At 34.2% G+C, this 23,257-nt stretch carries 20 protein-coding genes; 10 read left to right on the forward strand and 10 right to left on the reverse strand.

Annotation, left to right across the window (positions count from 1 at the left end; translation table 11 throughout):
• Positions 1-38 precede the first annotated feature (38 nt).
• The 7 genes from P0Y62_12760 to P0Y62_12790 all read right to left on the reverse strand — a co-directional run bounded on the left by P0Y62_12760 (position 39) and on the right by P0Y62_12790 (position 6,313).
• Positions 39-251, reverse strand: a complete 213-nt coding sequence (locus P0Y62_12760; protein ID WEK68718.1) for a hypothetical protein — start codon at positions 249-251, stop codon at positions 39-41.
• Positions 252-434: 183 nt separating this feature from the next.
• Positions 435-620: a hypothetical protein gene (locus P0Y62_12765; GenBank protein ID WEK68719.1), complete on the reverse strand. Its 186-nt coding sequence runs from the start codon at positions 618-620 to the stop codon at positions 435-437.
• A gap of 106 nt (positions 621-726) precedes the next feature.
• Positions 727-2,919, reverse strand: a complete 2,193-nt coding sequence (locus tag P0Y62_12770) for a peptidase domain-containing ABC transporter (protein WEK68720.1) — start codon at positions 2,917-2,919, stop codon at positions 727-729.
• Between the two features lie 97 nt (positions 2,920-3,016).
• Positions 3,017-3,175 (reverse strand): hypothetical protein, encoded by a 159-nt coding sequence (locus P0Y62_12775; GenBank protein ID WEK68721.1) that lies wholly within the window; start codon positions 3,173-3,175, stop codon positions 3,017-3,019.
• A 76-nt stretch (positions 3,176-3,251) separates the two neighbouring features.
• Positions 3,252-4,781 carry a vitamin K epoxide reductase family protein gene (locus P0Y62_12780; GenBank protein WEK68722.1) on the reverse strand — a complete coding sequence of 510 codons (1,530 nt, stop codon included), beginning with the start codon at positions 4,779-4,781 and terminating at the stop codon, positions 3,252-3,254.
• Positions 4,782-4,945: 164 nt separating this feature from the next.
• Entirely contained in the window at positions 4,946-5,989 is a 1,044-nt protein-coding gene (locus P0Y62_12785) for a PA0069 family radical SAM protein (protein WEK71807.1), read from the reverse strand.
• Positions 5,990-6,118: 129 nt separating this feature from the next.
• A complete protein-coding gene (locus P0Y62_12790; protein ID WEK68723.1) occupies positions 6,119-6,313 on the reverse strand; it encodes a hypothetical protein in 195 nt (64 codons plus the stop codon).
• 160 nt (positions 6,314-6,473) lie between these two features.
• Between P0Y62_12790 and P0Y62_12795 the strand changes: the two genes are divergently transcribed.
• Positions 6,474-6,824 (forward strand): hypothetical protein, encoded by a 351-nt coding sequence (locus tag P0Y62_12795; protein ID WEK68724.1) that lies wholly within the window; start codon positions 6,474-6,476, stop codon positions 6,822-6,824.
• Between the two features lie 21 nt (positions 6,825-6,845).
• On the opposite strand, the gene P0Y62_12800 is transcribed toward P0Y62_12795, so the two are convergent.
• Positions 6,846-9,500, reverse strand: coding sequence for a hypothetical protein (locus tag P0Y62_12800; protein ID WEK68725.1), 2,655 nt, complete (start codon positions 9,498-9,500; stop codon positions 6,846-6,848).
• Positions 9,501-9,529: 29 nt separating this feature from the next.
• Positions 9,530-10,327, reverse strand: coding sequence for a DUF2797 domain-containing protein (locus P0Y62_12805; GenBank protein WEK68726.1), 798 nt, complete (start codon positions 10,325-10,327; stop codon positions 9,530-9,532).
• 91 nt (positions 10,328-10,418) lie between these two features.
• Here P0Y62_12805 and P0Y62_12810 point away from each other — a divergent pair, with 91 nt between their 5' ends.
• The 8 genes from P0Y62_12810 (at position 10,419) to msrA (ending at position 21,756) form a co-directional block, all read left to right on the forward strand.
• On the forward strand, positions 10,419-11,459 hold the full coding sequence (locus tag P0Y62_12810; protein ID WEK68727.1) for a GDP-mannose 4,6-dehydratase: 1,041 nt from the start codon (positions 10,419-10,421) through the stop codon (positions 11,457-11,459).
• Between the two features lie 125 nt (positions 11,460-11,584).
• Positions 11,585-11,806, forward strand: a complete 222-nt coding sequence (locus tag P0Y62_12815; protein WEK68728.1) for a DUF2795 domain-containing protein — start codon at positions 11,585-11,587, stop codon at positions 11,804-11,806.
• Positions 11,807-11,930: 124 nt separating this feature from the next.
• Positions 11,931-15,005 (forward strand): preprotein translocase subunit SecA, encoded by a 3,075-nt coding sequence (gene secA, locus P0Y62_12820; GenBank protein WEK68729.1) that lies wholly within the window; start codon positions 11,931-11,933, stop codon positions 15,003-15,005.
• Between the two features lie 150 nt (positions 15,006-15,155).
• Entirely contained in the window at positions 15,156-17,330 is a 2,175-nt protein-coding gene (locus P0Y62_12825; protein WEK68730.1) for a TonB-dependent receptor, read from the forward strand.
• A 41-nt stretch (positions 17,331-17,371) separates the two neighbouring features.
• The gene (locus tag P0Y62_12830) at positions 17,372-18,580 is read left to right on the forward strand and encodes a PepSY-associated TM helix domain-containing protein (GenBank protein WEK68731.1); all 1,209 of its coding nucleotides are present in this window, start codon (positions 17,372-17,374) and stop codon (positions 18,578-18,580) included.
• Positions 18,577-19,788, forward strand: a complete 1,212-nt coding sequence (locus P0Y62_12835; GenBank protein WEK68732.1) for a PepSY-associated TM helix domain-containing protein — start codon at positions 18,577-18,579, stop codon at positions 19,786-19,788. The genes P0Y62_12830 and P0Y62_12835 overlap by 4 nt, the downstream gene beginning before the upstream one ends.
• Before the next feature lie 87 nt (positions 19,789-19,875).
• Positions 19,876-20,844: an ROK family protein gene (locus P0Y62_12840; GenBank protein ID WEK68733.1), complete on the forward strand. Its 969-nt coding sequence runs from the start codon at positions 19,876-19,878 to the stop codon at positions 20,842-20,844.
• A gap of 357 nt (positions 20,845-21,201) precedes the next feature.
• The gene (msrA, locus tag P0Y62_12845) at positions 21,202-21,756 is read left to right on the forward strand and encodes a peptide-methionine (S)-S-oxide reductase MsrA (GenBank protein WEK68734.1); all 555 of its coding nucleotides are present in this window, start codon (positions 21,202-21,204) and stop codon (positions 21,754-21,756) included.
• 63 nt (positions 21,757-21,819) lie between these two features.
• Here msrA and P0Y62_12850 read toward each other — a convergent pair whose 3' ends face one another.
• The gene (locus P0Y62_12850; protein ID WEK68735.1) at positions 21,820-22,623 is read right to left on the reverse strand and encodes a hypothetical protein; all 804 of its coding nucleotides are present in this window, start codon (positions 22,621-22,623) and stop codon (positions 21,820-21,822) included.
• Positions 22,624-23,010: 387 nt separating this feature from the next.
• Between P0Y62_12850 and P0Y62_12855 the strand changes: the two genes are divergently transcribed.
• Positions 23,011-23,226, forward strand: a complete 216-nt coding sequence (locus tag P0Y62_12855; protein WEK68736.1) for a hypothetical protein — start codon at positions 23,011-23,013, stop codon at positions 23,224-23,226.
• The last annotated feature ends 31 nt before the right edge of the window (positions 23,227-23,257 follow it).

The following is a 23,257-nucleotide window of genomic DNA, read 5'->3' on the forward strand; positions in this document are numbered from 1 at the left end:
CTTAACAGTGTTTATAATTAAAAAAACTTTATAATAGATTAAAGTGATCCAACACATCTTTGTTCATTGTACATGTTTTCCCAGATACAAGATGATGTATTCGGACACCAAACTAAGTTACAAGGACAAGCATAACCTCCATCTTCAGGGATCTGATCTCCAGGAATAATTTGTGCGAAACATCCATCTCCAATTCCTCCTCCTTTAATTGATTTAAGATCATTTCTCGTGATTTTTTTTAAATTTTTCATAATAATTTTAGTTAATTTGTTTCCTACTCTATTAGCTTTTCGGACTCCGCTCTCACTTATATTTTTTTAATTCGTTTCTTTTAGTCTAAAGAAAGAATCAGGTAATTTACATAAAGTAAGATTCATATTTGAATTCGTTTTGATAAATATCCCTATTATAATTACTAAACTTTTATTATAACATTATAGACCGTAGAGTCTTTTACATTGGCATGCTATGTGAGAAGCATTTTCTGGAGAAGCACAGAAATCTTCAGGAAGTGCTTCTACAAATTGAGTCATAAGTTGAAGACAAACAACTCGGGTAGGATTATCTCCACCATTTACATTTTTTAAATCACTTCTCTTTAATTTTTTAAAACTTTTCATAGTAATTTTAGTTAATTTGTTTCCTACTCTATTTAGCTTTTTGGACTCCGCTTTTAATATGTTTAAATATAAAAATATTTCTTTATTGTTTGATTTATTTTTAAATTTAATTTCCTAATTCAAGTTGATTTTTTACAAGTCTGTAATATTCTCCTTTCAAAGTCACCAGTTCTGCATGACTTCCTTCTTCTACTACTTTTCCTTTATCTAAAACAATAATCTTATCAGCGTGCTTCACTGTAGATAATCTGTGAGCAATAACAATTGCGGTTTTCCCTTTGAAAAATTGTTCAAGGTTTTCCATAATTACCTTTTCATTATTGGCATCCAATGCACTTGTAGCTTCATCAAAGAAAATATATTCCGGAGATTTATATACTGCTCTGGCAATAAATAATCTCTGCCTTTGTCCTCCGCTAACTCCCACTCCCTCATTACCGATCTTGGTATTATAACTTAAAGGCAAGCTTTCAATAAATTCTTTAATATTGGCAATTTCCACTGATTTTCTCAGTTTTGCTTTGTCTACATAATCTTCTCCTACAGCAATATTATTGGAAATCGTATCATTAAATACATATCCTTCCTGCATTACCACACCACACTGGTCTCTCCAAAATCTCGGAGAAATATTTTCCATTTTGGTACTACCAATTTTTATCTCCCCCTCATTGGGCTCATAAAATTTCATTAATAATTTCAAAAGCGTAGTTTTTCCACTTCCACTGGCTCCAACAATAGCTGTAGTTTTTTGATAGGGAATTGACAGATTTAAGTTTTCAAAAACATATTGATCTGAACCAATATATCTGAACGACATATTCGAAATTTCAATATCCTGTTGAGGAATTTCCGTTACATATTGCTCATCTTTATTTTCTTCATCTTCCTTATCATGAATCTCTCCCAATCTTTCCAGTGAGATTTTAGCATCCTGCGTTTGTCTTATAAAGTCAATTAATTGCATCAAGGGACTATTAAGCTGCCCAATAATATACTGTACCGAAAGCATCATTCCTAAAGTTAGGTTTCCTGTCAGTACAAGTTTAGCAGACAAAAAGCTGATCAGAATATCTTTCATCTGATTGATGAAATTTCCGCCGACTGATTGCCATTGTTCTAATGATAAAGATTTGATTCTAAGTTTAAAAAGTTTTACCTGCAAAAATTCCCAGTCCCAGCGTTTCTGCTTTTCAGCATTGTGCATTTTTATCTCCTGCATTCCGTTGATAAGCTCTATGACTTTACTTTGTTCCTGAGAAACCTGAGAAAATCTTTTATAATCAAGTTCTTTTCTTTTTTTAAGAAAAAACGTTATCCACCCTATATAAAGCGCAGCCCCTATAAAATATACAACAAACAATCTGTAATCATAAAATAACAGGACGATACTGAAAATGATAAGATTGACCAATGAAAAGAGCGTGTTCAGTGAAGAACTGGTCAAAAGCTGCTCAATCCTGTGATGGTCATTGATTCTCTGCATAATATCTCCCGTCATTCTGGTATCAAAGAAACTAATAGGAAGTTTCATCAGTTTGATAAAGAAATCTGAAATGATAGAAATATTGATTCTGGTCGAAAGATGAAGTAAAATCCAGCTCCTGATCACTTCAATACCCATTCTTCCAAGGAAAAGCATAATCTGAGCTAATAGAATAATGTAGATAAAACTCAGATCCTGATTCTGGATTCCAACATCCACAATGCTCTGCGTAAGGAACGGAAGAATAAGAGAGAGTAAACTCCCCGCCAATAAACCCATTGCCAACTGTATAACAAGTGATTTATATTTTAGCAGATATTTGGAAAGAAAAGAAAAACTGGCTTTGCTTTCCTTATCATCAAATTCGGTTTGGAAGAATGCAGGTGTCGTTTCAAGAATAAGAGCTATTCCTTCTTCAGTTTTTTCATTGGCATTTTCTCCGATCCATCTTGTAATAAATTCTTCCTTTGTGTAAGAAATAAGACCATAACTGGGATCAGATATATATACCTGATTATTTTTGTCTATTTTATAAACGACAACAAAATGGTTTTTATTCCAGTGAACAATACAGGGAAACGGAACCTCTACGGCCAGTGTTTCAAAATCTACCTGAACACCCAGAGACCGGAATCCCATATCTTCAGCAGCATCACTCAATCCTAATAAGCTACTGCCATCACGTGTTGTTTCAGATAAATTACGAATTTGTTGCAAAGAAATATTCTTGCCATAATGTTTGCTAATAATCCTGAGACAGGTTGGACCACAATCCTTCGAATCGGGTTGAAGGTAAAAAGGAAATTTTTTCAAAATTTAATTCAAAATTTATGATAAGAAAGAGGCAATTTATTCAGCCTCTTTCTTTTAATGAATGTTAGATTTTTCTGTAGAAAATTTAAGAAAAAGCTTATACATACTGTGGACAAACAACAGCCGGACAGTAAATCTTAGGACATCTTGGTCTGCCGTCTGTTGGACAGCAACTGGTTGAACAACCAATAATGATTGGTCCTGCTCCCAAAATGTCTTTCATTTCGTTTCTTGCTAATTTTTTTAAATTTTTCATAAAACTTGAATTTGGTAATTTCCTACTCTTTTAAGCTTTTCGGACTCCGCTATTAATTTTCCTAAATTAGTGAATTTTAAACAACAGAGGTAATATCATTATAAATTTCCTCATCCTCCATCAACTCACCAATAAAATAATGAATATCTTCCCTATCATATTTATCTGGGAACTGATAACCATTAATTAAAATAATAGGCGTAAAATTAATTCCAGCATTCTTATTTTCTACAGACATATTGATAACCGGACTAAGATTTTCATGACTGGATTCAATCCCCACTTTTTGTCTTACTTTGTTTTCATCTCTGGTTTCAAACCAATATTCAACCAGGTTTACAAATTCCTGTTCTGTCTTATTTTTATAGACATACATAAAATCAGAAATCAATTTAGTGAATTTTTCATTTTTTTCATCCGGAGAATAATTAAACCTCATCTGAACAGAAATATCATTCGGGTATTGATGCAGTAAGTTTTCAACAATTTCGTGGGCTCCCTTACAAAATCCACAATAAGGATTGGAAACAATAGAAAGATGAAGTTTCGCCTCTTTATTTCCGACAAAAAAAGTATGAGTATCTGTAAATTCAATCTTTTCTTTATCTAAAAGTTCTCTTTTAAAAAGATCATAATTTCTTTTAAATCTTAGATTTTTAGCATTTGATTTTTTTAGCTCTTCTTTTTGAGTCAATAAATTACTGAAAAATGCAATGGTAAAAAACAAGGAAGCAAATACAATAACACTAACAAAAACAATTGCCAAAGAAGCTCCCCAGCTAAAATATACTTCACTTATAGCAATTTGGGACAGTAAAATGAAGATAATCAGAAAACAAACTCTACAAAAAGACTTCTCTACGAAAAGCTGAATATACAAAGAGTATAAAATCACCAAAACAGAAGTTAAAGCTGTAATTCGCAACACAAATTGCGCATCCGGGAAAATAAGCCCCATAAAAGTAATTCCCAGGAAATACACCAAACTGAAATCTGACAGCTTTAAACCTAAAACGTTCGTTTTATCAGAAGAAAAAATCTTTGAGCATGCACTTTGAACAGTATTTTTTGCTCCTACTCCACAAATATTATTCACAATCACAGATTCCTGTCCGAATTTTTGATTAAAAAGTTCTAAGGATATATAAACTCCTGCTAAAGACAAGATATTAAAAACACTTTCATACCAGCTAAACTGAAGCAAAGAGTACAAAATGATTAATCCGAATATCGAATAAATAACGGGTTTAAAGTTGAAAGATGAATGTGCTTTGGCAGCCTCTGTTTTTTCAAAAAGAAGTACAAATTCACTTGAGTTTTTATAAAGCTCTTCTTTCGTTATATTTTTTACCTTATCAGAATACACCGTAAACTGATCTCCCTTTTTTTTCACCAAAGAGAAAGAATTGTCAACCACAGCGATATATTCTTCGGGAAGTTCATCCCAATATTCCTTATCCAGTTCGTACGCATCATTCCTTAATCCTAAAAAATTTAAAGTATCACTGAAAGCCAAAGCCGAAGGGTAATTGGGATGCGAGCTGAATTGGAAATAAAACTCCTGCTTATCAAGCTTGAAATAGTCTATTAGTTTTTCAAAATTCATAAATAGTTCTGTAATTTATCATGGTAAAGGTTACTTCTGTTCAATCTCTTTTCAAGAAGTAAATCGGATAAATATACTGCTTTCATTCAAAATATTTCCAAAATAAAGGAATTATTCTATGTTAATTTTAAGAAATTTGAGTAAATAATTGATTTTGAATAAATTTAGAACAATCTCAACTGCTGTTCCTTAGTTCCCGTAAAGTGTTCAGTAGACAATTTTGGAAATTCTTTCCCTTCAAAAAATTTTCTACGTCCTATTTTAAAAGTATTATGGATCATCTCAGCAATATTTCCGTCTCCTTTTTGCCTGTCAAAATATCTTTTTTCTCCCAGTTTACCGCCTCTCATTGAGCGAATAAGATTTAAAACTTTCTGTGCACGATCCGGAAAACAGGTTTCAATCCAGCGAACGAAAACAGGTTCTACGGTATCATTTAACCTTACCAAAGTATATCCAAAGCTGTTAGCTCCTGCTTCCGAAATAGCTTTTAAAATATTCAAAGGCTCATCGCTATTTAACCCGGGAATAATCGGAGCTACCATTACATTCACAGGAATATGATTTTCAGAAAGAATCTCTACTGCTTTCAGTTTATTTTTTGAAGAGCTTGTTCTCGGCTCCATTTTTCTTCGTAGATCCTCATTTATGGTGGGAATGCTTATGGAAACCGAAACCAGGTTTTGTTCAGCCAAGGGTTTTAAAATATCCAGATCTCTTAGAACCAAAGCGTTTTTTGTCAGAATATTTACAGGATGTCTGTAATCCAGACATACCTGCAGCATTTTTCGTGTAATCTCAAATTGCCGTTCTGCTGGCTGATAACAATCTGTATTTCCGGAAAGTAAAATAGGTGCTGCTTTATACCCTTTTTTACGGAAAAATTTTTCCAGAAGCTCAGGAGCATTTTTTTTGACCATGATCTTTCTTTCAAAATCAATTCCGGCACTATAGCCCCAATATTCATGAGTCGGTCTTGCAAAACAATAGGAACAGCCATGCTCACAACCCTGATAAGGATTCATAGAATATTCCATCGGTAAATCTTCACTTTTCACCTGATTTACAATTGTTTTTGGAAACACTTCGGTAAAAGAAGTTTTTACCGCTTCGAAATCTTCTTCATCAGGCTCAAAAGTATATCTGTCGAAATGATTGATAACATTTCGCTGTGCACCCTGACCTTTTATACTATTTTCGTTCTGCATTTCAAATGTAAAATTAGAATGGAATTTTCTTAAAATAATGAGTTTTAACATTAAAGTTTTCCACAAAAAAACCGACCCTTTCAAAAGGACCGGTTTTAAACATAATTTAAATATATTCTTTTACTACTTCTACTTCAGTGCATAAAATTCTACTCCATGATAATCGTCATCATGATTTTTCCCATCAAAATGTCTGTGATAATCCGAGTAAATATCATTATATTTTTTATCCTTTTTAGTCAATATTTTTTTAATTCCTATAAAACCCAATACTGCCAAAAAACCAACTCCTCCTGCCAGTAATACTCCAACTTCTTTTTTCATATTCGTCTATTTAATTTCTATTATCAATTACAAAAAGTATACCTATTGTATTTTTTTTAATTATAATTTTTGTTAACATTGGCTTTATCATAAATATCTTCTCTATAGTTATCTACCAATAGAAATGGTTTAATTCTTGTAGTGATTATAAAAAAACATTATGGAAAACGCAGACAATATAGACAGAATGGTCACCCTGAGTCAGGTAATGGAAAAACTCAGACAAAGAGGAATTGATAAAGAACTAAGAATGAATGATCGTGGTGAGATGAGGCTCGAAAATTCAGACAAAAAATATGAATCTTCAGAATTGATCATCCTAAAAACGTATCGTTTCGAAGGAGACAGCAATCCGGATGACAATGCCGTATTGTATGTAGTAAAAGACAGCCTGGGAAATCAAGGGATGATTATTGATTCTTACGGCGCGGACAGCAATTATCCAGGTGAAGAATTCGATAATTTTTTAAGAAATATCCCTGTCGAAGAAATTGATGATTACAATTTTTAAACATATATAAAACTCCTGAAACTATTCCGTTTCAGGAGTTTCTTTTTTCTTAAAGACATTCTTTAAAAAACCTTTTTTCTTTTTAGGCTGAGTATCATCTTGCTGTTTTTGGTCTTTTGTATTTTTAACTTCCTGTTTTAATTCATTTACAGAACTCTTCATATCTTTAACCGCAGAAACAGCTTTTTTCACTTTTGTTTCAGTTTTACCAACATTTTTCCCAATCAGAGTTTTTTTCAACCCATCTTCAATTCCTCTCCAGAAAAGATTAAAGAATGATTTTGTAGGATCTCTTTCTACATTTTCCACAACTACTTCTTCAGGAAATTTACCTGAATCGGTCTTTATAAATAAATTGGCAACTGCCGTCAGAACACCTTTTTTCTCACGGTTTTTCTTATCCAGAATGGCAATTTTCAGATCTTTATGCTTTAAATTAAAAGTGCCATGTATTCCTTTAGGATTTCCTTTAAAATTAAAAACCATTTCATTAATAGTTCCCGAGGTCGCCGTTACATGCAGATAAGGTCTGATGAAAGGATTTATCCCCTGAACAGGAAGATTGGTAGTTCTACCGGAAATCGCAAAAATATCATTTGAATTGGCAACATCAAAATTCCAGTTAACCGCTAAAGGCGACAGATTCATAAATGAACAGTTGATTTTAATATCTACTCTCGTCGGCTTTCCTTTTGTTTTAGCTGAATTCAGATTTTTAACATTCATATTGAAATTTCCGAAAGTCAGTTTTCCGGGACCAGCACTTTCCGAAGTATCTTCTTCATAAACTAAAACAGAATTCTTTACATCTAAATTATTTATCTGTAATGGAAACTTTATACTTCTAAGCATTTTAGAGTATAGCGCTTTTTCCTTGGGATCGTCTTTTGGTATTTTACTTCGGAAAATATTGGCATCTGCAGACTGAATATTCACATTGGAAGCATTGATGAACTTATTCTGTGAAAATAAGTTCCAGTTTCCCGCCACTGTAATCTGTTTTGCCTTTATGTCATATAAATCTCTTTCAACCGGGATCATTTTAATAAATTGTGCTCTGGAAACAAGAGGTTTCATAGCGAACTGATCTATTTTTACTTTATCATTCCCCAATTCAATATTCGCAATAGTCATGTTATAAAATTGAGTTCTATATGCGAAATTTTTAGTTGAAAACATATAATTCTTCACATCAAATCCCAATCCTGTTCCGTCCGATTTCTGTTTGATTTCCAAATGGTTTAAAGAAGCATTCAAATCGTTAAGCTTCAAAGGTTGATTTCCCTTTTCATACACAATATTTGAATGTTTTACTGTCACCTTATTGACGATAAGAGGAAACTGAATTCCTTTTATTTCTACCTTTTTAGGAGTTGTTTTTTCTTTTTCCTGTGCTTTGAAAATTCCATTGACGCGATCAACCAAGATCTCATTGATTTCAAGATTGAGTTTTTTATCAATTGTTTCCCATTTATTTATTGTAAAAGCAAGTTGATTTAATTTTAGATCTGTGCCCGTTTTAGAAGAGGTGATTGCAATATTTCTGAACTCTCCCTTCTTAGGATTCAATCCAAAACTTTCACAAATAATATTTTCTCCATTAAGATAAGCAACATCCTTTCCCGTAGTGCTAAAATCTTTATACCGTAAAGGAATTATTTCTTCCGAAGTGTTTTTACTGAACTCCACTTCATTGATATTCAGATTTAATTCTTTAGCCGAAAAAAGCTTATTTCCATCCGGTTTTATAATCTGAACGGCAGCATTGTCCATTTTGATCCCATTAAGATTGACTTCGAAATTGACAGGTTTTTTATTATTTTTTTTAACCGCCTGAGTGGTATAAACAGTCAGATCAGGATGATGAAAAAATGCCTGGGAAAGCGAAACTCTATTCTTTGTTAAAACAACATCTTTAAAATCCATTCTCGGAATTCTGAACTGAAAAAGCTGCTTTTTCTGAGGATACTTTTGCTTAAACTGATCAAAGGTTATAAGCGGATCCAGCGTGAAGTTATCTATTGACATTTGGCCTTTCGAAGTTGTGATTTTATCAATTTTCAATGCATAAATATCATCCGGCTGAAAGAAAAAATTCATTCCTTTAATACTGTAGCTGTCAAAAACTACCGGTAGTTTGTTTTCAACCGATTCTTCCGTCATCTGTAAATTCTCAACATATAAATCCAGATCTTCTATCTTCAGAAAGGGCTGCTTTGTATATTTGAAAATAGTAATTGCTCCTTTGTTAATTCTGATATTCTCAAACATTACCGGTTTTTTCTTTTTTCCGGTTTTTTCATCAACAGGTTTGGCAAGAATAATATTCAGATTAGGTTTGCCCAGTAAGAGATCCGTAGAGCTTATCCGCTTGTTAAAAAGGGCATCAAAAATTCCGAAACGACTTATTTTTAAGGTATCAATAGTCCCCTGAAGTCCTATCACTTCAGTATTTTGAGGATTTTTGTTATTAACTGTAATGCCGGTTACAAAAATATTTCCGGTCGTAAGATCTACATCTAATATTTTATAGGAAACTTTGTAATCCGTATTTTTTTTAATGTAATCGGGAAGCTTGTTTTTAAGCCAAAAATTAAACCCGAAATTGGCCAGCAAAACAATCCCAAGTAGTATTGCAGTTGCGATCAGAAACTTTTTTACCCAGGATTTTTTCATATTGTGATTTGGTTTATTTTAAATTAATTTCAATTCCTCACATGCAGTTCTATTACATACCCTTCATGCCCCCTTATATTGATAAAATTCACCCCATCAAAAGCAAGATACTGTCCTTTGATTCCGGTCAGTTTTCCCGTAAATTCAGGTTTTTTATCTAAAGTAAATGAGCTTACCTTCTCAGGTTTTTCAAAAGGATAGTCAAATTTCCACATATTCTCTCCCTCACTGTAAAATTTCTGAAAATCTTCAGGGAAATATTCTTTTATTTTTTGCTGGAAATCCGCCAGATCAACATCATCCTCAAAATCATCCTGCAGCATTTTTCGCCAGTTAGTTTTATCCGGAAGATGCTCTTTCAATGCCACTTCTATCATACCGGCTTCATAGCGGTTTTCTGTCCTTGCAATGGGCAATGCAAAAGTCGCGCCCTGATCAATCCATCGGGTAGGAATTTGTGTATTTCGGGTTACTCCCACCTTTACATCACCCGTATATGCTAAATATACAGTATGTGGCTGAAGCTGTATTTCTCTTTCAATTTCCAGATCACGTTCAGCAATTCCCAAATGCGCCGTGGAAAGCTCCGGACGAATGATCGTATCACTTGCGTAAGGACTTTCAAAAAAGCAGCTTTTACAAAAACCCATTCTGTAAATAGGCTTATTCTCACCACAATTAACACATTGGAAACCTACATGCTTTATCATTAGCTCTTTACCAAATAATTCATTCATATGAATTAAATCCCCGGAAAGATTGAGATAGTATTGAATCGGCTCATCATTGAAGCTCGTCATTTTTAAAATTTGCCCTTGAAACTGCATAATATTGAATAGTATTACTTTTTTAAGTAAATTTAATGAATTAAAATTTGAAAACTTAATTTTATAGTTTTTGTAAAAGTAAAAAACGCAGATGAATTATCTTGTTACAGGAGGAAGTGGCTTTATCGGTTCTCATTTGATTGAAAAATTATTGAAAAATGGACATTCTGTCATAAACATTGACAACTTCGATGATTTTTATGATTATAAAATAAAAATCAGGAATACTTTAGAATCTATTGGTAATAATTCCGATTTTGAGTTTTCAGAGAAAAAGAACGACTTAGCAAAACTTTCCTCTATAGTAGAATCCTCTAATTACAAGTTATACACCGATGATATCCGGAATAAAGATGCCTTAAAAACCATATTTGAAAATCACACCGTTGATCTTGTTATTCACTTAGCTGCTTTAGCAGGCGTTCGTCCATCAATAGAAAGACCGTTAGAATATGAAGAAGTAAATATAAAAGGAACGATGAATCTTTGGGAGCTCTGTAAAGAATTCCATATTAAAAAATTCATTAATGCATCTTCATCAAGTGTTTATGGAAATAATGAAAAAGTGCCCTTCAATGAAACCGACAATGTGGACCAACCCATTTCTCCTTATGCAGCCACTAAAAGATGTGTAGAAGTTCTTGGACACGTCTATTATAATCTATACAACATAGATAGTATTCATCTTCGCTTTTTCACAGTTTACGGACCTAGACAACGACCAGATCTTGCGATTTATAAATTTACAAAACTTATTACTGAAGAAAAGGAAATTCCTTTTTACGGAGATGGGAATACTTCCAGAGATTACACCTATATCGATGATATTATTGACGGAATTCTTAAGTCCATCGTTTATTTAGAAAACAATTCGGGTTTATATGAGATCATCAATCTTGGAGAAAGCGAGGTTGTCAGTTTAAATGAAATGCTTTCTTCCCTAGAAGATACTTTGAAAAAATCTGCCATTAAAAAAAATCTGCCAATGCAGCCCGGAGATGTCCTTAAAACCAATGCTGATATTACAAAAGCCAAGACATTAATTGGCTATAAACCTGACACCAACTTCCAAAATGGCATAAAAAAATTTGTGGAATGGTTTTTGAGAAATGACATTCAAACAAACCCTTAATAATGATTGTAAAACACTTGTTAAAGGGTGAATGAACAAAAATTAATAAAAAGAGTTGAAAATCAAGTATAAAAAAGCATATAATATAAGCTATTTTTATACTTTTGCAAAAAAATTAGAAAATTATGTACTGGACATTAGAATTAGCTTCTTACTTAAGTGACGCACCTTGGCCGATGACAAAGGCAGAGCTTATCGACTACGCAATCAGAACTGGTGCACCGATGGAAGTAGTAGAAAATCTTCAGGCAATCGAAGATGAAGGGGAAATTTATGACGCAATCGATGAGATCTGGAGTGATTATCCTACGGACGAGGATTATCTTTGGAACGAAGACGAATATTAATTAAAGCATCAAGCTTTAGGCAATAGCTTAGAGCTTTTTTGCACTTTTTAAATATCAATTTTACACGATAAGTGTTATTAAAAACGCTTAAAGTATATCGCTTTAGGCATAAAGTAAAAATTTTATGAGTTTTTTAAACAAAGTTCTTAAGGGGTTTTTGGGAGACAAGAAAGCGCAGGACCTAAAAGAAGTAAAAAAAGTTGTAACAAAAATCAAAGCTGTTGAACCAGGAATTCAGCAATTGTCTGATGATGGTTTAAGAGAGAAAACTGCTGAGTTTAAAGAAAATATTAAATCTGCAACCAGCAAAATCACAGCTCAAATAGAACAGATTCAAGAGCAGATAAAAAATTCAACCAACGTTGATGAAAAAGAAGCTCTTTTTTCAAAGATTGAGACTCTAAAAAAAGAATCATACGAAATTGAAGAGAAAGTTCTGGGACAAATTCTTCCCGAAGTATTTGCTTTGGTAAAAGAAACAGCAAGAAGATGGGCACAGAACGGAGAAATCCGTGTAACGGCTTCTGACTGGGACAGACAGTTAGCTGCTGCCGGAAAAGATTTCGTAGAAATTCAGGGAGATCAAGCGGTTTGGAAAAACTCATGGGATGCTGCCGGAACACCTGTAAACTGGGATATGGTACATTACGATGTTCAGTTTATTGGAGGGGTTATTCTTCACAGCGGTAAAATTGCCGAAATGGCAACCGGTGAAGGTAAAACTTTGGTAGGTACGCTTCCAATTTTCTTAAATGCACTTCCGGGAAGAGGAGTTCACGTTGTAACAGTAAACGACTATCTTGCAAAAAGAGACTCGGCTTGGATGGGACCATTGTATCAGTTCCACGGAATGTCGATCGACTGTATTGATAACCACCAACCGAACTCAGACGGAAGAAGAAAAGCATACAACTCAGACATCACTTACGGAACCAATAACGAATTTGGTTTCGATTATCTGAGAGACAATATGGTAACTTCACCTTCAGAACTGGTACAAAGAGAATTAAACTTTGCTATCGTGGATGAGGTTGACTCTGTATTGGTAGATGATGCAAGAACACCATTAATTATTTCAGGTCCGGTTCCGCAAGGAGACAGACAGGAATTTGATGTTCTGAAACCTTCTATCGACAGAATCGTTGAAGTTCAGAAAAAAACAGTTTCCACGATCTTTAATGAGGCGAAAAAATTAATCGCTGCCGGAAACACAAAAGAAGGAGGATTCAAATTGCTTCAGGCATACAGAGGTCTTCCTAAAAACAGACAATTAATCAAATTCTTATCAGAAAGCGGAAACCGTGCATTGCTTCAGAAAGTTGAAGCTCAATATATGCAGGACAACAACCGTGATATGCCAATCGTAGATAAGGATCTTTACTTCGTTATCGAAGAAAAGAACAATCAGGTTGACTTAACAGACAAAGGTGTTGAATACATGTCTCAAGGAAACTCTGATCCAAACTTCTTCGTTCTTCCTGATATCGGAACTGAAATCGCTGAACTTGAGGCCAAAAACTTATCTAAAGAAGAAGAATTTGAGGCTAAAGAAAGATTGTTCTCTGATTTTGCTGAAAAATCTGAAAGAGTTCACACGATGAGCCAGTTGCTTAAAGCCTATACATTATTCGAAAAAGATGATGAGTATGTAGTGATTGACGGTGAAGTAAAAATCGTTGACGAGCAAACAGGTCGTATCATGGAAGGAAGACGTTATTCTGACGGTCTTCACCAGGCAATCGAAGCTAAGGAAAATGTAAAAATTGAAGCGGCAACACAGACTTTTGCAACTGTTACCCTTCAGAATTATTTCCGTATGTACAACAAACTTGCGGGGATGACTGGTACTGCAGAAACAGAAGCAGGTGAGCTTTGGGAAATTTATAAATTAGACGTTGTGGTAATTCCTACCAACCGTCCGATTTTGAGACATGATAAACAAGATTTAGTTTACAAAACTAACAGAGAAAAATACAACGCTGTAATTGAAGAAGTTGAAAGATTAACGGCTGCAGGAAGACCCGTATTGGTAGGTACAACTTCAGTTGAAATTTCTCAATTATTATCAAAAGCGCTTCAATTAAGAAAAATTCCACATCAGGTTTTAAACGCGAAACTTCACAAAAAAGAAGCGGAAATCGTTGCAGGAGCAGGACAACCGGGAGTTGTGACTATCGCAACCAACATGGCGGGTCGTGGAACGGATATTAAGCTTTCGAAAGAGGTAAAAGAATCTGGAGGTTTAGCTATTATCGGAACAGAAAGACACGATTCAAGACGTGTTGACAGACAGTTAAGAGGTAGAGCGGGACGTCAAGGAGACCCAGGTAGTTCTCAGTTCTACGTATCTTTAGAAGATAATTTGATGCGTCTATTCGGTTCTGAAAGAATCGCTAAAATGATGGACAGAATGGGTCATAAAGAAGGTGAAGTTATTCAGCATTCTATGATCTCTAAATCTATCGAAAGAGCTCAGAAAAAAGTAGAAGAAAATAACTTCGGAACAAGAAAAAGACTTCTTGAATATGATGACGTAATGAACAAACAACGTGACGTGATCTACAAGAGAAGAAAGAATGCCTTATTCGGAGATCACCTGAAGTATGACATTACAAACATGATTTTCGATGTTGCCAATTCTATCGTTGCGAAAGGAAAAGCTACAGGAAACTTTAAGGATTTCGAGTATGAAATCATCAAGACTTTCACTATGGAATCTCCTGTTTCCGAGAATGATTTCAAGAGTAAAAATATTCAGGAGTTAACGAATATTCTATTCAAGGCAGCTCAGGATGATTATCAAATGAAACTGAACTTGCTGAAAGAAAAGTCATTCCCTATCATTGAGAATGTGTATCAGAATCAAGGTTCAATGTTTAAAATGATTCAGGTCCCTTTTACAGACGGTCATAAAACAATGACGATCGTTGCAGATCTTAAAGAAGCTTATGAAACGAAGTGCGAAAGTTTAGTCAATGATTTCGAAAAGAATATCACGTTATCAATTATCGACGAAAACTGGAAACTTCACCTTCGTGAAATGGATGACTTAAGAAGATCATCTCAGGGAGCTGTTTACGAACAGAAAGATCCGTTGGTAATCTACAAACAGGAATCTTTCCACTTATTCAGTGAAATGATCGACAAATTGAATAAAGAAATTATTTCATTCTTATACAAAGGAGAAATTCCTGCCTAAGAAAAATAATTAATTCATATACAAACCCCGCTTCAATACATATTGTTGTGGGGTTTTATTATTTAGTGTATAATAATTTTATGATAAATATCAATTTTATTATTTATTTAGAATAATTAAAAACAATATATTTGCATAAAATTTTGTTTCATGAAAAATGTACTGATCTGTGCTTCATTGTTGGGTTCTATGCTAACGTTTGCTCAGGAGAAAAAAGATTCTACAACTACAAAAAATATAGAGGAAGTTATCATCAACAAAATGGTGAAAAAACTCGATACTGAATCTTCCAACAAAATGCCAGTAAAGTTCATAGAAAATCCACAAGTCTATTCTTCTATTGATAAAGGGATCTTGGAAAATGAAAATATTTTTACTGTAGATGATGCTTACAGGAATGTAACCGGTTTGCAGAAAATGTGGAATCCTACCGGAAGAGCCGGAGATGGTGGTTCATTCTTCGTTTTGAGGGGTTTTCCTTCACAAGCTTCTACAAGAAATGGCGTGGTTGCACCCGTTACTTCCACAATTGATGCAATCAATGTTGAAACGTTGGAATTTCTAAAAGGTCCGGTCGGAACACTCTACGGAAGTACGGTTGCTTCGTACGGTGGCCTTATTAATAGAGTTACCAAAAAACCACAGCAAAATTTCTTTGGCGCAGTCTCTGCTTCTGCAGGAAGTTACAATACTTACAGAACAACTGCCGATATTAATGCACCAATTACAAAAGACTTGTTTTTCCGTATAAATACTGCATATACAAATGAAGGAAATTTCACAAAAACCGATGCAAAAAATCAATATACAACATTCGCCCCAAGTTTAACTTGGAATGTTTCCGACAAACTTCAGTTGAATGTAGATTATGAATTGTTTGACAACCGAGTAACGGCAAATCCTTATTTCTTCTATCTTTCTCCCAACTCTTTGAACCAAATCAACAATATGAAAGATTTAGAAAAAGCGGCGGGTTTGAATTATAAAGAATCTTACACCGGAAACGATTTGTACATGACAGCCAGAAACTCTAATATTTTCGGAAATGCAAAGTGGAAAATCAATGATAATATAACTTCAAACACTTATATAAATAATTCAGATTCTTATTCCGACGGTTACAATCCATATTTTTCGATTTCTTACACAGGAGGACAATATATGATTGCCAGAGCAGACCAGTCTACAAACGACAGTAAAAAATCTTGGTTCCAAATTCAACAAAACTTCAATTTCAATTATGATTTTTCAAACGGAATGAAAAACAAAACGGTTGTTGGTTTTGATTATATGAGAACTACAGAAAGATTGAAATACAAATATTTGAATAAAAATGTAGATTCTTATTTGACCAATGGTGCTTCTGACTATATTGCAGTTTCAGGTGCAGATTATTCCGGAATGAATGCCACTGCTTTGTCTGCACTTTATGCAAATTCTGCAAATTTTTCAACTTGGGATTATTTGAGAGATTTGAATACCTATTCAGGATATATTTCCAATTTATTTACTCCGATTGCAAATTTGCACATTATGGCAGGACTTCGTTATGAAAACAATGATTATTTGGGTGGAATGTCTGGACCAAATGCGGAGAAAGCATTCAACCAATCTGCATTTTCGCCAAAAGCAGGAATTGTTTACGAAATCGTGAAAGATAAATTCTCGGTTTTCGGAAACTACCAGAACTCTTTCAAATCTAACGGATATTATACTTTTGATACAGCAGGAAACACAACTTTATCAGATCCTGAAAGAGGAAATCAGTTTGAAGGAGGTTTCAAAGCAAGCTTATTTAAAAACAGATTCAATGCAACGGTTTCTTACTATAACATCAAAGTGAAAAACCAATTGCTTTATACCGGAGAATATGCTCCAAACTTTGTTTCAGTTCAAAAACAGGCCGCTTCTACACTCAGCAAAGGATTCGAGTTGGAAGTTAATGCATATCTTGTAAAAGGGTTTTCTTTCGTCGGAGGTTTGGCTTATAATGATACTGTTGATGAAGCTAATAATACAAGACCAACAACAGCAGGTTCTTTCTGGAATGCAAACTTCAACTTGGCTTATCAATTTGTTGATGGAAAAGTAAAAGGACTAGGATTCGGATTCGGTGGAAATTATGCTAGCGACAATAATGTAACCGGAGATTTTATTTTACCAAAATATTTCGTTTTGAATGCCAATGCGTTTTACGATGCAAAGAAATTCAGAATCGGAGTTAAAGTTGACAACTTCACAAATGAACATTATTGGACAGGGTATTCCACAGCAAATCCTCAAAAATTGGCAAACTTCTTAGGAACAATTGCTTATAAATTCTAAAATATAAACTAAAAGCTAATCTCAAAGGTTAGCTTTTTACTATGAAGAAAAAACATCATCATAAGAAGAAACCTTCAAGGATAAAAAAATGGTCTGCCAAACTACATTTGTGGTTTGGTTTATCTGTTGGTATGATTGTCTTTATTGTTTCCTTAACGGGTACTATGTATGTTTTCAAAGATGAAATACAGAACATCCTCAGAAAAGATGCAATCTGGGTTAATCCGGAAACAATTTCTCAGTCTCCAATGTCTATTTCAGTCCTTAAAGAAAAAGTTTCTTTGGAAGTCAAAGAAAAGTTTCCTATCAGTTCGGTTGAAATTCCTTTGGATAAAAACAAATCTTACGAGTTTCTATATTATGAAAAGAATAAAAAAGGATGGAATTATTTTCAGGAAGTTAAAATTAATAAGCTTGTCTACGTTAATCAGTATACAGGGCAGATTTTGGGAATTTATGACGAAAAGTATGACCTCTTCCCTATTTTAAAAGCCATTCACTGGAGTTTACTCTTAAAAACAGACTGGGGAAAATATGTAGTCGGAATTCCGGTAGTATTATTTATCATTATGCTGTTTACAGGAATTATCCTTTGGTGGCCAAAAAATAAAAAAACAAGAAAAAGCCGCCTTTCATTTGACTGGAAAAATGTAAAAACCTGGAAACGTAAAAACTATGACCTTCACAGCATTCTAGGCTTTTACGTATCTTTCGTTGCTTTGTTGATGAGCCTTACCGGAATCTATTTCTCGTATCCATGGGTGAAAAATGTGTTCAATTTTACGCTTTCCGGTTCTTTGGAGCTTCCGAAAGATAAAGACATTAAATCGCCTGACTCTCTTTTAATAAGAACCAATTCAATTTATGATATTACGACCCAGGAGACTAAAAAACGATATCAGGAATCATCAAGCTTCAGAATTCCGTTAAACGGAAAAAATAAAAAAGGAAAAGAACTAAAAAATATTCCTGTCACAGTCTATCAGAAAGATGGAAGATTCAGTGAAAGAAGTCTGATTGTTTTTGATAAATATTCAGGAAAAATCTTATCAGATAAACCTCATCAAAGTCTTACTAATGCAGAGAAATATGCCAATGCCAATTATGACATTCATACAGGTTCCTATTTTGGACTGTTTGGAAAAATAATTTGGTTTTTAGCCGGACTTTTATGTACATCGTTACCTGTAACCGGCTTTCTGATCTGGTGGGGAAAATATAAAAAACAAGGAAACAAAAGGAAAATATGAAGAAAAAGCATCACCATAAAAAAAATCCGAGCTTAGTAAAAAAATGGACAGGCAGATTGCATTTGTGGCTGGGTCTTGGGATTGGATTTCTAATCTTCATTATCTCCATTACCGGAGCATTATATGTTTTTAAGGATGAAATCGAAAACTTCACCCGTAAAGATGTCATCTACCACAACGAGCAGAATATTGAGCACAAACAGGTTCTTCCGATTCGTGTTTTGGAACGTGAAGTGGTAAATCAGGTGAAAGAAAAATATCCTGTTCATTGGGTAAATATCCCGATCGACAAAAAGATGTCTTATCTTTTTTATTGGTATGAACACAACCCGAAAGGCTGGAATTATTTTGATGAATTTCCTATCTATAAAGTGGCTTATGTTAATCCTTACAACGGAGAGGTTTTAAGAACGTACGACGAGAAAAACGGATTCTTCCAGATCGTAAAAATGATCCACTGGAGCTATCTTTTGAAGCAGGAATGGGGAACCTATCTGGTGGGAATTCCTGTGCTGATTTTTATTTTCATGCTGATTTCCGGGATTATTCTTTGGTGGCCTAAAAATAAAGCCGCAAGAAAACAACGTTTTTCTTTCAAATGGCAAAATGTAAAAAGCTGGAAAAGAAAAAATTACGACCTTCACAATGTATTGGGATTTTATGCCTCCATTTTTGCATTAATCTTTTCGCTAACAGGATTGTTCTATGCTTTCTTTGTTGTTCAGGCTGCATTTTATTTCATCTTTTCAGGAGGAAAAACCACTTATCCTGACTTTTCATCCATTAAAACGAAAGCTCCGATCGAGCTGAGAACAGAAGGAACTTTAGACAAGATCAGTAATACCGTCAAAACAAAATACCCTGATTCTTATGGTTTCTCTATTGATCTTGGACACGAGCATATGGACGATCACGAACATCCGAATTTTGAAGTTTATGTAAAACACTTATCATACTCTTACCACAAAAGCAGCAGCTTAATTTTTGATGAAAACTCTGGAGAATTGCTTCATACTCACGATATGAAAGACAAAAATTTCGGGGAAAAAGCCGTTGGAGCCAACTATGATATCCACGTCGGATCCATTTTGGGACTTCCTACAAAGATCATCGCTTTTATTGTAAGTTTGATATGTGCCTCATTACCAGTTACTGGCTTCATGATATGGTGGGGAAGAAGAAAAAAGAAAACACTTAAAACCGTTTAAATATTTTTTTAAATAAATATCTGCTTAATCGTCTAATAACTAAGATCTTTTTTATAATTTTAGCCTTTTAGAATTTTAAGCATAGAAATGTCATTAGTAGATTTGTCAAAACACGTTGCGCTAGGTATTGATATTGGCGGAACAAACACAAAATTTGGGGTGGTGAACCACCGAGGTGAAGTTCTTGAAAAAGGAAATATCCGAACGGATGCCTACGCTACTGTAGAAGAATATATTGACGCTTTATACGAGGCTGTTCATCCTATGATCGAAAGCCACGGAGAAGAGAAAAATTTTGATGGGATAGGAGTCGGTGCTCCCAATGCCAACTACTATACAGGAACTATAGAACAGGCTCCCAATTTACCTTGGAAAGGAATTATTCCCTTTGCCGAATTAATGAAAGCTAAGTTCGGATTGCCATGCACAATAACCAATGATGCCAATGCTGCTGCCATCGGGGAAATGCTTTTCGGAGCTGCCAGAGGAATGAAGGATTTTATCATGATTACTTTAGGAACTGGTGTAGGAAGCGGAATCATTGCAGGAGGTAAACTAATCTACGGACACGATGGTTTTGCCGGAGAATTAGGCCATACTATCGTAAAACCAGGCGGAAGAAAACACTGGAGTACAGGCTCTGAAGGAAGTCTTGAAGCATACGCTTCTGCAACAGGTATCGCGATTACAGCCAAGAAAATGAGAGCGGAGTTCCCTGAATCTATGCTCAGCCAATATCCTGAAGAATCCATTAATTCTAAAACAGTACACGAATGTGCTTTGAAAGGAGATCCAATCTCAATTGAAGTTTTCAGATATACAGGACAAAAATTAGGAGAAGCATTGGCAAACTTTGTGATGTTCTCGTCTCCGGAAGCCATTCTTTTATTCGGAGGCGTAATCAAAGCAGGAGATTTTATCTTAAAGCCTACAAAACTTCATATGGAAAGAAACCTTCTTCCTATTTTCAGAAATAAAGTAAAATTAGTTTTCAGTGAACTGGACGAAGCAGATGCAGCAATCTTAGGAGCAAGTGCTTTAGTTTGGGAAAAATAATGATAACAATTTAAATCATATGAGCATCCTTTTAAGGGTGCTTTTTTTGTTTTCATTAAAGATGCTTCGCAGGCTCAGCATGACAGTCTAATTACTCATCGCTTTATAAGAAATAAATTCATTTGCGGTGTCATGCTGAGCTTGTCGAAGCATCTCTATAAATTAACTTGAAATTTTTCCTGTGTGGCAAATAATGCTGATGAATTTTAAAACAATTTGTTTCGTCTATCATCACAATTCGTGTTACAAGACATAATTAAGCTTACTTTGGAAAAGTTTTTCATATTTTTGATCTGCTTTTCTCAAGAAATCAAATTATAAAAAGAGAAATATTTTAAATAAAACAACCTACCTAAAATGGACAAAAATAATTTAGAGCAAATCACTTTTGGCGGCGGATGTTTCTGGTGCGTAGAAAGCTGTTTTAATATGCTGAAGGGTGTAGAGTCTGCCATTTCCGGATATTCCGGAGGGCACAAAGACAATCCGACTTATCAGGAAGTCTGTACCGGAGAAACCGGACATGCAGAAGTGGTGCAGATTACTTATGACCCGTCAATTATTTCTTATGAGCAATTAATGGATGTATTCTTTTTTCTTCATGATCCTACCCAATTAAACAGACAGGGAAATGATATCGGAACGCAGTACCGTTCTGTAATTTATTATAAAGATGAGGCAGAAAAAGCAAAAGCCGAAGAAGCCATCAAAGTATCCATAGCTTCCGGAAGATGGACAGGAACTTATGTAACAGAATTAACGAAATTCGACAAATTCTGGCCTGCCGAACAATACCATCAAGGCTATTATAATGAAAACCCAACTCAGCCGTATTGCAGCGCTGTTGTCGGTCCAAAGATTCAAAAATTTAAAAAGCATTTCGGTGAATTGGGAATGCTGAACGCAGAATAAAAGGTAAATGAATTTTATATTTAACCACAAAGGATTTAGTTTCTTTGTGGTTTTTTTATAAACCTATTCTACTTCTAATGAATCTGACTGTTGTCCTGCATAGTTACTAAGTATCCGCTCCGAGACGTCTTTTAAAGCTTTATCATTAACAGGATGCTTTCCATAGCTTGTAAAAAATTCAACATTATTATTGCTCTTATCATACCAGACCTTTCCTATTGAGTTTGCAACTGTAAGAGTGTCGGGCCGGGTAATTTTCTTAAAATACTTAAATCTAAATTTATCCATTGGAATAACATCAATCTGCGGTCCCAAAGAACTGCTGTCAGTTGCCATATATCTGTCTCCATCCCAATACATAAAAGATTTATCAATTGTAATAGGATTCCAGTTTGACATCAACCCTCTTGCACCAGAATTTTTGTTATTAGAAAAAAATACTCCACCTGTAACCATAAGCAAAACAAAGGTCATTTCTAAAATTCCTAATCCATTTTTCTTGAAGACATCAGGGATATTAAAAATTGGCTTATTGGTAATATTTATAACAATCTTAGATAAAGTTTGGCTAACTGTATATTCTATTGTTTTCCAATCCAAACAAAAACTTCTGAAATCATCATATCCTAAATATGTACTCAAATCATCTAGAATTGCAGGTTTTATATTATAATCTTTCTCATTTTCAACAATAGTTTTATAATATGTTTCAAAAGATTTATAACTCAAAACTATATTATAATCATCATTTAATGCTGTTTCAAGATGAGTTACAATTCCATAAAATGATTTTTGAGGGGTATCATTTGAGGCTTTCTGGAAAACCTCCTCTAACAATTTTCTTTTCTGAGGTAAAAATTTTGACATATTCAAAGGTTATTAGTTCGAAAATTATGAAGTTTTATACCTAATACATTACGGATTTCCGTAAATCTCACTGAAAAAACTTTCCAAAAACTTTCCAAAAACTTTCTAACCCTTGCCTTTTCTTTCGCCGTTACTTTGCCATAGAAATCAGTGAGAAACAAATCATTATAAAAAAAATCAATAACAAATTTACAAAACTGATTTCAAAAATTGCCAGATAAGACGGAAGAAAACTCCGGGTTGGGAAGCAGATGTTTCTCTTCCGTTTTAGCTGGTTCACTTCCCAAAAAATTTAAGAAGCGCTTCGAAATTTTAATCGTGTACAGCTCGGGATAAATATTCCGAGAGGAAGAAAAACAATTTCAAAACCTCAAAATTTTTAAGGAAATGATCAAGTTTATTTTAATGCTATTAGGTTTAGCATTCGGACACAATAATGCCAATACATCAACATGCAACGACAATAATTCAACAATAGTAACTGTACAAGGTGATACTAATTCTGGGACAGGAATTGATCCAGGAGATGGAATTGATCCAGATGGAGAACCTGTAGGTGGAAATTCAGGACAACTCCCTCCTCCTCCATCAATTAAACCTTAATTTAAATCATAGGACAGATTGTATAAATCTG

Source organism: Candidatus Chryseobacterium colombiense (genome assembly GCA_029203185.1).
GTDB classification, from domain to species: Bacteria; Bacteroidota; Bacteroidia; order Flavobacteriales; family Weeksellaceae; genus Chryseobacterium; species Chryseobacterium colombiense.

Excerpts from the sequence above, each read along its gene's own strand:
- P0Y62_12760 (WEK68718.1), bottom strand. The coding sequence starts at position 251 with ATGAAAAATTTAAAAAAAATCACGAGAAATGATCTTAAATCAATTAAA.
- P0Y62_12765 (WEK68719.1), bottom strand. The coding sequence starts at position 620 with ATGAAAAGTTTTAAAAAATTAAAGAGAAGTGATTTAAAAAATGTAAAT.
- P0Y62_12775 (WEK68721.1), bottom strand. The coding sequence starts at position 3,175 with ATGAAAAATTTAAAAAAATTAGCAAGAAACGAAATGAAAGACATTTTG.
- P0Y62_12780 (WEK68722.1), bottom strand. The coding sequence starts at position 4,781 with ATGAATTTTGAAAAACTAATAGACTATTTCAAGCTTGATAAGCAGGAG.
- P0Y62_12785 (WEK71807.1), bottom strand. The coding sequence starts at position 5,989 with ATGCAGAACGAAAATAGTATAAAAGGTCAGGGTGCACAGCGAAATGTT.
- P0Y62_12790 (WEK68723.1), bottom strand. The coding sequence starts at position 6,313 with ATGAAAAAAGAAGTTGGAGTATTACTGGCAGGAGGAGTTGGTTTTTTG.
- P0Y62_12795 (WEK68724.1), top strand. The coding sequence starts at position 6,474 with ATGGAAAACGCAGACAATATAGACAGAATGGTCACCCTGAGTCAGGTA.
- P0Y62_12800 (WEK68725.1), bottom strand. The coding sequence starts at position 9,500 with ATGAAAAAATCCTGGGTAAAAAAGTTTCTGATCGCAACTGCAATACTA.
- P0Y62_12805 (WEK68726.1), bottom strand. The coding sequence starts at position 10,327 with ATGCAGTTTCAAGGGCAAATTTTAAAAATGACGAGCTTCAATGATGAG.
- P0Y62_12810 (WEK68727.1), top strand. The coding sequence starts at position 10,419 with ATGAATTATCTTGTTACAGGAGGAAGTGGCTTTATCGGTTCTCATTTG.
- P0Y62_12815 (WEK68728.1), top strand. The coding sequence starts at position 11,585 with ATGTACTGGACATTAGAATTAGCTTCTTACTTAAGTGACGCACCTTGG.
- secA (WEK68729.1), top strand. The coding sequence starts at position 11,931 with ATGAGTTTTTTAAACAAAGTTCTTAAGGGGTTTTTGGGAGACAAGAAA.
- P0Y62_12825 (WEK68730.1), top strand. The coding sequence starts at position 15,156 with ATGAAAAATGTACTGATCTGTGCTTCATTGTTGGGTTCTATGCTAACG.
- P0Y62_12830 (WEK68731.1), top strand. The coding sequence starts at position 17,372 with ATGAAGAAAAAACATCATCATAAGAAGAAACCTTCAAGGATAAAAAAA.
- P0Y62_12835 (WEK68732.1), top strand. The coding sequence starts at position 18,577 with ATGAAGAAAAAGCATCACCATAAAAAAAATCCGAGCTTAGTAAAAAAA.
- P0Y62_12840 (WEK68733.1), top strand. The coding sequence starts at position 19,876 with ATGTCATTAGTAGATTTGTCAAAACACGTTGCGCTAGGTATTGATATT.
- msrA (WEK68734.1), top strand. The coding sequence starts at position 21,202 with ATGGACAAAAATAATTTAGAGCAAATCACTTTTGGCGGCGGATGTTTC.
- P0Y62_12850 (WEK68735.1), bottom strand. The coding sequence starts at position 22,623 with ATGTCAAAATTTTTACCTCAGAAAAGAAAATTGTTAGAGGAGGTTTTC.
- P0Y62_12855 (WEK68736.1), top strand. The coding sequence starts at position 23,011 with ATGATCAAGTTTATTTTAATGCTATTAGGTTTAGCATTCGGACACAAT.